7 protein-coding genes are annotated in these 9,000 nt (G+C 70.1%); 5 read left to right on the top strand and 2 right to left on the bottom strand.

Going from position 1 to position 9,000, the window contains the following annotated elements; all coding sequences use genetic code 11:
* Positions 1 to 1,040: CaiB/BaiF CoA-transferase family protein (locus VN520_RS11840; protein ID WP_325746843.1), on the bottom strand; the 1,040-nt coding region annotated here is incomplete at its 3' end.
* Positions 1,041 to 1,166: 126 nt separating this feature from the next.
* Here VN520_RS11840 and VN520_RS11835 point away from each other — a divergent pair.
* Together VN520_RS11835 and VN520_RS11830 are read left to right on the top strand one after the other, a co-directional pair.
* Positions 1,167 to 2,189 (top strand): LysR family transcriptional regulator, encoded by a 1,023-nt coding sequence (locus VN520_RS11835; RefSeq protein ID WP_325746842.1) that lies wholly within the window; start codon positions 1,167 to 1,169, stop codon positions 2,187 to 2,189.
* Positions 2,190 to 2,310: 121 nt separating this feature from the next.
* Entirely contained in the window at positions 2,311 to 3,183 is an 873-nt protein-coding gene (locus VN520_RS11830) for a hypothetical protein (RefSeq protein ID WP_325746841.1), read from the top strand.
* Positions 3,184 to 3,284: 101 nt separating this feature from the next.
* Here VN520_RS11830 and VN520_RS11825 read toward each other — a convergent pair whose 3' ends face one another.
* Complete coding sequence (locus tag VN520_RS11825) at positions 3,285 to 4,265, bottom strand: LacI family DNA-binding transcriptional regulator (protein ID WP_325746840.1); 981 nt, start codon at positions 4,263 to 4,265, stop codon at positions 3,285 to 3,287.
* A gap of 182 nt (positions 4,266 to 4,447) precedes the next feature.
* Here VN520_RS11825 and VN520_RS11820 point away from each other — a divergent pair, with 182 nt between their 5' ends.
* The 3 genes from VN520_RS11820 to VN520_RS11810 form a co-directional block, all read left to right on the top strand.
* The gene (locus VN520_RS11820) at positions 4,448 to 5,788 is read left to right on the top strand and encodes an MFS transporter (RefSeq protein ID WP_325746839.1); all 1,341 of its coding nucleotides are present in this window, start codon (positions 4,448 to 4,450) and stop codon (positions 5,786 to 5,788) included.
* A 14-nt stretch (positions 5,789 to 5,802) separates the two neighbouring features.
* Positions 5,803 to 8,367, top strand: a complete 2,565-nt coding sequence (locus VN520_RS11815; protein ID WP_325746838.1) for a glycoside hydrolase family 2 protein — start codon at positions 5,803 to 5,805, stop codon at positions 8,365 to 8,367.
* Positions 8,364 to 9,000: glycoside hydrolase family 3 N-terminal domain-containing protein (locus VN520_RS11810; RefSeq protein WP_325746837.1), on the top strand; the 637-nt coding region annotated here is incomplete at its 3' end. The genes VN520_RS11815 and VN520_RS11810, both read left to right, overlap by 4 nt.

The following is a 9,000-nucleotide window of genomic DNA, read 5'->3' as shown; positions in this document are numbered from 1 at the left end:
CTGCCGTCGAGCACGGGATGGTCCAGGAACTGCCGTATGTCATTGACGTAGGCGTTGGCGATGCCCGCCGCGTCGAGCACCTCCACGGCGCGGGCGCTGTCCAGGGCACGGAACCGCTCAGCGACGATCTCGTCGAGGTCGGCCCGGTGTGCGACACGGGCGGAGCCCGTCGCGAATCTGGTGTCCGCCACGAGGCCGGGGCTCCGGAGGAACGTCTCGCACAGGCTGGCCCATTCCCGCTCGCTCTGCACCGAGATCAGGACGTCCCTGCCGTCCTTCGCGGTGTAGGTCCCGTAAGGGGCGATGGTGGCGTGCCGCGTGCCCACCCGCGGCGGCTGGCTTCCGCCGTACCCGGTGTAGTACGCGGGCTGGTGCATCCACTCCGCCAGCGCCTCGAACAGCGATACGTCGACAGCGCGGGCGGCTCCGGTGGTGGCGCGGGTGAACAGGGCCGTGAGGATGCCGGAGTACGCGTACATGCCGGCGGCTATGTCCGCGATCGAGATCCCGACCCGGGCAGGCGCGTCCTCGCTGCCGGTCAGGGAGACCAGGCCGGTCTGACACTGCACGAGCAGGTCGTACGCCTTGCGGTCCGACCAGGGACCGGAGGAGCCGTAACCGGTGATGGAGCAGGCGATCAGGGAGGGGAACCGCTGTGCGAGGAAGGCGGCGTCCAGGCCGAGCCGGTCGGCAGCACCGGGTGCCAGGTTCTGGACGAAGACGTCGGCCCGGTCGAGGAGTTGACGGACGACGTGCCGGCCGCGGTCGGACTTCAGGTCGAGCGTGATCGACTCCTTGGACCGGTTGAGCCACACGAAGTAACTGGACTCGCCGCGTACGGTCGTGTCGTACCGGCGGGCGAAGTCACCACCGTCCGGCCGTTCGACTTTGATGACACGGGCGCCGAGGTCGGCCAGTTGACGCGTGGCGAAAGGTGCCGCGACCGCCTGTTCGAGGCTGACGACGGTGATGCCGGACAGGGGCAGGGCGGCATGCGGGTCATCAGCCCCGGCCGGTGGCCCGGGGGCGGTTGTGGGCATCTGCGGCTTCCTTCGCAAGTCCGGCTCCCGGTGGAGGCGGGCCTTCATCATCGGTGCTCGTTCCGGCGCTCGGGTAATAGCAAGTCCTGATGGGTCCATGCCCCGCATGGATGGCGAAAGGGTGAGATGGACGTCAAACAGCTCAGGGCCCTGGTCACGGTGGCGGAGGTGGGCAGCGTCACCCGGGCCGCCGCACTGCTTCACCTGGTGCAGCCGGCGGTCACCCGGCAGATCCGCTCACTGGAGCACGAACTCGGCGTTCCTCTGTTCGAGCGGAGTCGTCAGGGCATGCTGCCCACCGAGGCAGGCTTGATCATGGTCGACCGGGCGCGGCGGGCCCTCGGCGAACTGGAGCGTGCGCGCGCCGAGGTACGGCCGGTGTCCGGTGCGGTGTCGGGCACCGTCACCGTGGGGCTCCTGGACAGCACGAGCGACCTGCTCGCGGCACCTCTCGCCGCTGCTCTCGCGCAGCACCACCCCGGAGTGGAACTCCGCCTGGTCACCGCGTATTCGGGTCACCTCAAGCGGTGGCTCGCCGACGGGCAGCTCGATCTGACGCTGCTCTACGACCTGCCCGGCACGATGGCGTCCCTGATCACCCGCGCCCTGGTACGTGAGCGCCTGTGGGCGGTCGCCCCTCCCACGGAAGACCTGCCCGCCGGGCCCACCGTCTCCTTCGCCGAGCTCGCCCGGCACCCGCTCGTCCTGCCCACACCCGGACACGCCTTGCGCTCGCTCATCGACACCGCAGCGGCAGCGGCCGGCGTCCGTCTGGCCGTCGCCGTCCAGAGCGACTCGATGCGCGTACAGAAGCAGCTCGTCCTGGCCGGACACGGCTGGACCGTCCTGCCAGAGGTCGGCCTCAGCCGGGACACCGCGGAGGAGGCCGTGAGGGCCCTGCCCCTGGGCGAGCCCTCGGTGTGGCGTTCCGTCGTCCTCGCGACTGCGAGGTCCGCGCGCGCGACTCCGGCGGTCGAGGCCGTCGCACACGCGTTGATCCACGCGGTCACCACGGCCGTGCGCCACGGGCACTGGCCCTCGGCCCGGACTCCTGAGCACGAGGCCCGGGCGTGCGGCGGTCACCGGGGCGGGGAAGAGGCGAACGGGCCGCGCGGCCTGCCCCGCGCGGACGGGGCATGCGACCGGTGAATACACCCATCACCGATTTCTATTGTGCAACCGTTTCCGGTGCCGCCCATGATGGTGGAGCCTCGTCCGTTCCTCGCGGGTGCCCTCCGGCACGGTGCGCGGAGACAGGGAGACTGCCGTCATGCGCTCGTTCCCCGCTCCTCTCGAGTCCTACGTGGCGTCCTGGTGCCCGACACCCGTCAGGGACGACGATCCGTTGGCGCCCGCCCCCTCCGCGGCCCTGTCGGCGTGCCTCGACCTGCCGGAACCGGCGGCCGGCGCCGGGGACCCGCTGCCGCCTCTGTGGCACTGGCTCCACTTTCTCCAGTGGCCCGCACAGAGCGGACTCGGACCCGACGGGCATGTACGGGACGGAGGGTTCCTGCCGCCCCTTCCCGACCGCCGACGGATGTTCGCCGGGGGGCGCTGCCGGATCACCGCCCCGCTGCGCCTCGGGGTGCCGGCCGAACGCGTCAGCAGCCTGGGTCCGGTGGTGGCCAGGCACGGCCGTAGCGGCGAGCTCCTGTTCGTCACGACCCGGCACGAGTTCCGGCAGTCCGGGCGTACGTGCGTGGTCGAGGAGCAGGACACCGTCTACCGCTCGGGAACCGGCTCCGGCGTACGGAACGCGGCGCCCTTTGATGCCGCGCCCGCCCCGCGGACCGAGGGGCCTTGGACCCTGCGGATCCGTCCGGACGAACGGCTGTTGTTCCGGTTCAGCGCGCTCACCGCCAACACCCACCGCATCCACTACGACGCCCCGTACTGCCGCGACGTGGAGGGATATCCGGGCCTGGTCGTGCACGGCCCCTTGCTGGTCCTCCTCATGCTGGAACTGGTCCGTACCGGGGCTCCCGAACGTCACGTACGTTCGCTGTCCTACCGGTTGCGACAGCCCGTTTTCGCGGGTGAGGATGCCTGGGCGGTCGGCGCCCCCGCCGACGACGGGGCGGAACTGCGCATCGCGACCCTCGGCCAGGGCTGTCACGCGACGGCGACGGTGGCTTTCGGCTGACTCGGGCGGTGAACGACGATCGGCGCGCGGACACACCCCTCGCCGACGCGAGTGATCTGCTCGCCGCAGGGGGAGCAGCACGGCGGACCGCGGCGTGTGCCTCATGTCGTACCGCCGGACACGAGGCGGAGCATCCTCTTCTCCTTGGCGCCCCCAGGCGGAGCCTCCCGCCCCAGCGCGGCGGCGAGTTCGTCGACCACGGTGCCCACGAACGCGTGCATGTCGACCTCGATCGTGGTGAGGGGCGGGGCCCACAACTGGCCGACGTCCGTGGCGTCGACGCCCACGACGGCCAGGTCGCCGGGGACCGCCCATTCCATCCGCGCGGCCGCGGCCAGGACGGCCAGGGCGACCTCGTCGTTGTAGGCGGCCACGCCGAGCGGAACCTGCCGGGGAAGCTCACGCAGTACGGCTGTCGCCGGCACGAGATGTGTGGGCACCGGCACGGACAGCGGCACGGCGAGACCTCGCCGCGCGCACGCGGCCTCGATGCCGGCATATCTGCCCGGTCCGTACGGGTCCGTGCGCCGGTCGGATATCGAGGCGTAGACGATCTGGCGGTCGCCGCGTCTCGTCAGCTCCGCCACCTGCAGTTCGCCGATCTCGTCATGGGGCCGGCGAGGCCGGGAGCCGTCGAGATCCGGCACGACCGGGACACCCTGAGCGGCCAGCCGGCTGCGGGCGGACCGGTCCAGTGAGCCGAAGTCGACCACGGCAAGCGGGCGAAGTCTCACCAGAGCCGTGGCGGTCTTCCCGGGATCCGGACCGGCGAACCGCAGTACCACGTTGGACCCCAGACCCGCGGCGTCGTCACTGAGGTACTCGAGCGCGTTCTGCAGGTTCTGTCCGATGGTGGTCTCCGGCATCACGACGACGATCATGTCGCTTCGCCCGGTGACCAGGCTGCGTCCGGCCGGCGAGGGCCGGTAGTCCAACTCTTCGGCGGCAGTGCGCACACGTGTCCGCGTCTCCTCGGGAAACCGCCCTTCCCGGCCGTTGAGGATGTGGCTGACCGTGGCACGCGACACCCCGGCACGCACCGCCACATCAGTGGCGGTCGCGGGACGCGGGCTGTTCTTCATCCTCGTCGGCGCCTCTCGTATCTCTGCGACAGATCGGTCCGCCCTGGGCCGGGGCGAGCACTGCCGACCCTATCGGACCGACAGGTATCACGTGCTACCTCTAGGCATCTCCAAGTATCACGTGATACCAATGCCGCGAGCATCCGCCGTGTCCGGCGATGGCTCACAATCAAGGAGCCGCTATGTCCTCAGTGCCGCCCCATGTCTCCCCCTCAGCCGCACCGCCCACGGCAGAAGCAGCAGAAGCAGCCCTGGCCGCCCCGTCCGGCCCAGCGACCGCCGCGAAGACCGACGACCGACCCAAGGTCGACGCCAGATACATCGTGCTGCTGATCCTCGCCCAGTTCGGCCTCTACGTGGCCATAGTGGCGCCGATGGGCTACTCCCTGAGCGTCCGCGTCGAACAACTGGCCCCCGACAACGAGGGAATCCTCGGCTATGTGGTCGGCGCGGGTTCGATGGCCCTGGTCCTGTCCGGGCCCGTTCTCGGGGTGCTGAGCGACCGCACCCGCTCCCGTCTGGGCCGGCGCCGGCCATGGCTGCCCGCCATGGTGGCCGTCGGCGTGGCCGGATTCTGCTGCGTCGCGCTCGCACCCTCGATCGCCGTCCTGATCATCGGCTGGATCGTCGTGCAGCTCGGTTTCGGCAGTGCGCTGGCCCTGCTGGGTGCTTCGATGGCGGACCGCCTGCATGAGTCCCAGCGGGGCAAGGTGGCGGGTCTGGCAGGTGTGGCGCAGATGGCCGCCTCGATCATCGGCGTGGCGATCGCGAGCATGCTGACGTCGTCGAACCTGTTGCTGTTCCTGGTGCCCGCGGGTCTCGGCGCCGTGACGGTGCTGCTGTTCGCCCTGCTCGTCCACGAGGACAGCAGCCAGGAACTTCCCCCCGGCGAGAGCATGACGGTGAAGCTGGTGCTGTCGAAGTACGTTTTCGACGTGCGCCGCTACCCCGACTTCTCCTGGAACTGGCTGGGCCGGTTCCTGTTCATGTTCGGGCTGACGCTCGCCACGACGTTCACGACGTTCTTCTTCGCCGACAAGCTGGACAAGCCCGTCACCGAGATCGGCGGACTCGTGGCGGTGGTCGGCGCTGTCGGTCTCGTCGGGACCATGGGCGGAGCCGGGATCAGCGGGTTCCTGTCGGACAAGCTGCGTCGCCGCCGCGCCTTCGTGTTCGGCGCCGGGATCCTGTTCACCGTCGGCACACTGACGATGGCCGTCGCACCCGACCTCACCGTGCTGGTGATCGGCTCGTTCCTCACCAATCTCGGTCTGGGCGTCTTCTCCGCGGTGGACCAGGCACTGGTCCTGGACGTTCTGCCCGAGCGCGACACGGAGGCCGGCCGTTACAACGCGATCAACCAGTTCTCGACGACGGTCCCGCAGGCGGCGGCGCCTCTCGCGGCGCCTCTGGTCCTGGCGCTCGGCGGAGGAGGCAACTACCCCCTGCTCTACATCGTCGCCGGCGCGTTCGCGCTGGTCGGCGGCTTCATCATCCTGGCCCGGGTCAAGGGCGTTCGGTGAAAGGGAAGTCAACCATGACATACACGGACTTCAACCAGGGCTGGAGTTACCGCCGCAAAGTGACACCGTTCCAGGAACTCGGCGGGACGGCCGGTTCCCCCTGGACGCCGGTGACGCTGCCGCACGATGCCCTGATCACCACCGAACGGCGGGCTGACGCGCCGGACGGCCACACCAACGGGTATTTCGCCGGAGGGGCGTTCGAATACCGCAAGACGTTCGCCGTGTCCGAGGAGGACCGCGGCAAGCCGGTTTACCTGGAGTTCGACGGTGTGTACCGGGACGCCGTCGTGACGGTCAACGGCGCGCTCGCCGGCCGCCACGCGTTCGGCTACTCCCGCTTCCTGGTGCGCGTCGATCCCCATCTGCGGTCCGGGGCCGACAACGAGGTCCGTGTGTCCTGCCGCGCCCACCTGGACAGCCGCTGGTACACCGGGTGCGGCATCCACCGGGACGTGCGCCTGATCGTCAAGAATCCCGCGCACATCGCCGTCGACGGTGTCCGCGTCACGACCCCCGACGTCGACCATGAGGTCGCGATCGCCGAAGTCGCGGTACGGGTACGCAACATGGGTGCCATGACCTCCACCCTGCGTCTGGCGGCCGTCGTCACCGACGAGGAAGGGACGGAGGTCGCCCGGGGCCAGGCTCCGGTCACCCTGCTGCCGGCGGACGAGGAGACGGCGCGTCTGCGCCTGCTGGTCGACCGTCCGCGCCTGTGGAGCGCCGAGACGCCGGCCCTGTACAGGGCACGCGTGCGGCTCACCGACGGTGATCAGGTGGTCGACGAGGTGTCGGTGCCGTTCGGGATCCGCACCCTCCGGGTCGACGCCCGGCGCGGCCTGCGGGTGAACGGCACCGAGGTCAAACTCCGCGGAGCCTGCCTGCACGGGGACAACGGCCCGCTCGGTGCCGCGGCCATCGGCCGCGCGGAGGAGCGCAAGATCGAGCTGTTGAAGGCGGCCGGCTTCAACGCGATCCGCAGCTCCCACCACCCCGCGAGCAGCGCCCTGCTCGACGCCTGCGACCGCCTCGGTATGTACGTCATGGACGAGGCCTTCGACATGTGGACGCAGGGCAAGAGCGACTTCGACTACTCCGCCGACTTCCCCGAGTGGTGGGAGCGCGACCTGGAGGCCATGGTCGCCAAGGACTTCAACCATCCGAGCGTCATCTTCTACAGCATCGGCAACGAGATCCCCGAGACCGGCACACCGGACGGCGGCCGGTGGAGCCGAAGACTCGCCGAGAAACTGCGCGCCCTGGACGGCACCCGCCTGGTGACCAACGGCATCAACGGCTTCGTGTCCGTGCTCGACCTCGTCCTGGGCGGCATGGCGCAACGCCGGGCGGCGGCGCAGTCGGCCGACGTGCCCGGAGACGATCAGGCCGGTGGCGGTGTCAACGGCATGATGAACGCGTTCGGCGAGATGATGGGCCAGATCATCTCCTCCCCCATGGTCACCGAGCGCACGGAGGAGTCGTTCGCGGCGCTCGACGTCGCCGGCATGAACTACGGCGAGTCCCGCTACGCCCTCGACCATGACCTCTTCCCCGACCGCGTCATCGTCGGCACCGAGACGTGGCCGACCGTCATCGACCGCAACTGGGCCCTCGTCGAGAAGCACCCGCATGTCATCGGCGACTTCACCTGGACCGGGCTGGACTACCTGGGTGAGACCGGCATCGGCGTCGTCAAGTACGCGGCTGCCGCCGACGGCGGCCAAGGATTCTCGACCGCCTATCCGGGTCTGTCGGCGTTCTGCGGCGACCTGGACCTCACCGGCCACCGCAGGCCTGTGTCGTATTACCGCGAGATCGTGTTCGGCCGGCGGAGCGAGCCCTACATCGCCGTACGGCGCCCGGAGCACCATGGTGTTCCCGTCACCGTGTCGACGCCGTGGGCGTGGTCCGACTCCGTGTCCAGCTGGAGTTGGCCCGGATTCGAGGGCGCCCCCGTGCACGTCGAGGTGTACGCCGACGCCGACGAGGTCGAGCTGCTGCTCGACGGTGAGTCGCTCGGACGTGCTCCCGTCGGCACCGAACGGGCCTTCCAGGCGGACTTCGAGGTCCTCCACCGGCCCGGCGAGCTGGTCGCGGTCGCCTACCGTGCGGGGGCGGAGTCCGGCCGTACGTTCCTCGTCTCGGCGAGGAAGAACCTGCGGCTCACCGTCGCCACCGACCGCGACGAGCTGTGCGCCGACACCCGGGACCTCGCGTTCGTCGCGCTGACGCTCACCGACGACAGCGGGGTCGTGCAGAACGCCCTGGACCGTGACGTGCGGGTGACGGTCTCCGGCGCCGGCATCCTGCAGGGACTCGGCAGCGGGGCCCCGGTCACCGGGGAGACCTTCCACGGAGCCGTCCGGCACACGTTCGACGGACGCGCCCTCGCGGTCGTCCGTCCGACCGGATCCGGCACGATCACCGTCGAAGCGGTGGCCGAAGGCTGTGCCCCGGCCCGTCTCGCACTCACCGTCACCGCGGCCCGCGGCCCTCTGACCGGCTTCCCCGCCCAGGTCGGCGCCACCGCCACCGCCACCGCTGTCAGCACGACCGATCTGGAGACCTCCGCATGAGCGACCTCAGCGCACTCGTCCGCAAGCTGGACCTCGACGAGAAGATCGCCCAGCTGAACGGCATGATCCTCCCCGCCCTGTTCTCGGTACGGCAGGAGCCGGGAGTCGACCTCAGCACCGAGGAGGGCCGCAAGGCGGCGTTCTTCGTCGACATCGACCGGATCGCCGATCTGCGCCCGCACGGGCTGGGACATCTGTCTTTGGCCTGGATGCTGCCTCTGCCCGCCGACGGGCTGCGGCGTGTGTTCACCGACGTCCAGGCGAAGGCGCGCGAGGTGAGCCGCTTCGGCATCGGTACCCTCATCCACGCCGAGGGGCTCAACGGACTGGTCCACGGCACGGGTATCCAGTTCCCCACCGCGTGGGCCCAGGCGGCCACGTGGATGCCGGAACTCGTCGAGCGCAGCACGTCCCTCACCGGCGCACAGTTCCGTGACTACGGCATCCACCTGTGCTTCTCCCCCGTCCTCGACGTGGTGCGCGACCCGCGCTGGGGCCGGGTCCACGAGACGTTCGGCGAGGACCAGGAGCTGGCGGCCCAGATCGGCGTCGCCTTCATCCAAGGCATCAACGGCCGTGAGGGCGACACGGGCGTCCTCGCGACGGGCAAACACTTCCTCGGGTACGGCAGTT

This window comes from Streptomyces sp. (assembly GCF_035563135.1).
Lineage (GTDB): Bacteria > Actinomycetota > Actinomycetes > Streptomycetales > Streptomycetaceae > Streptomyces.
The sequence above is the reverse complement of the archived record's forward strand: the minus strand, read 5'-3'. Positions and strand labels throughout refer to the sequence as shown.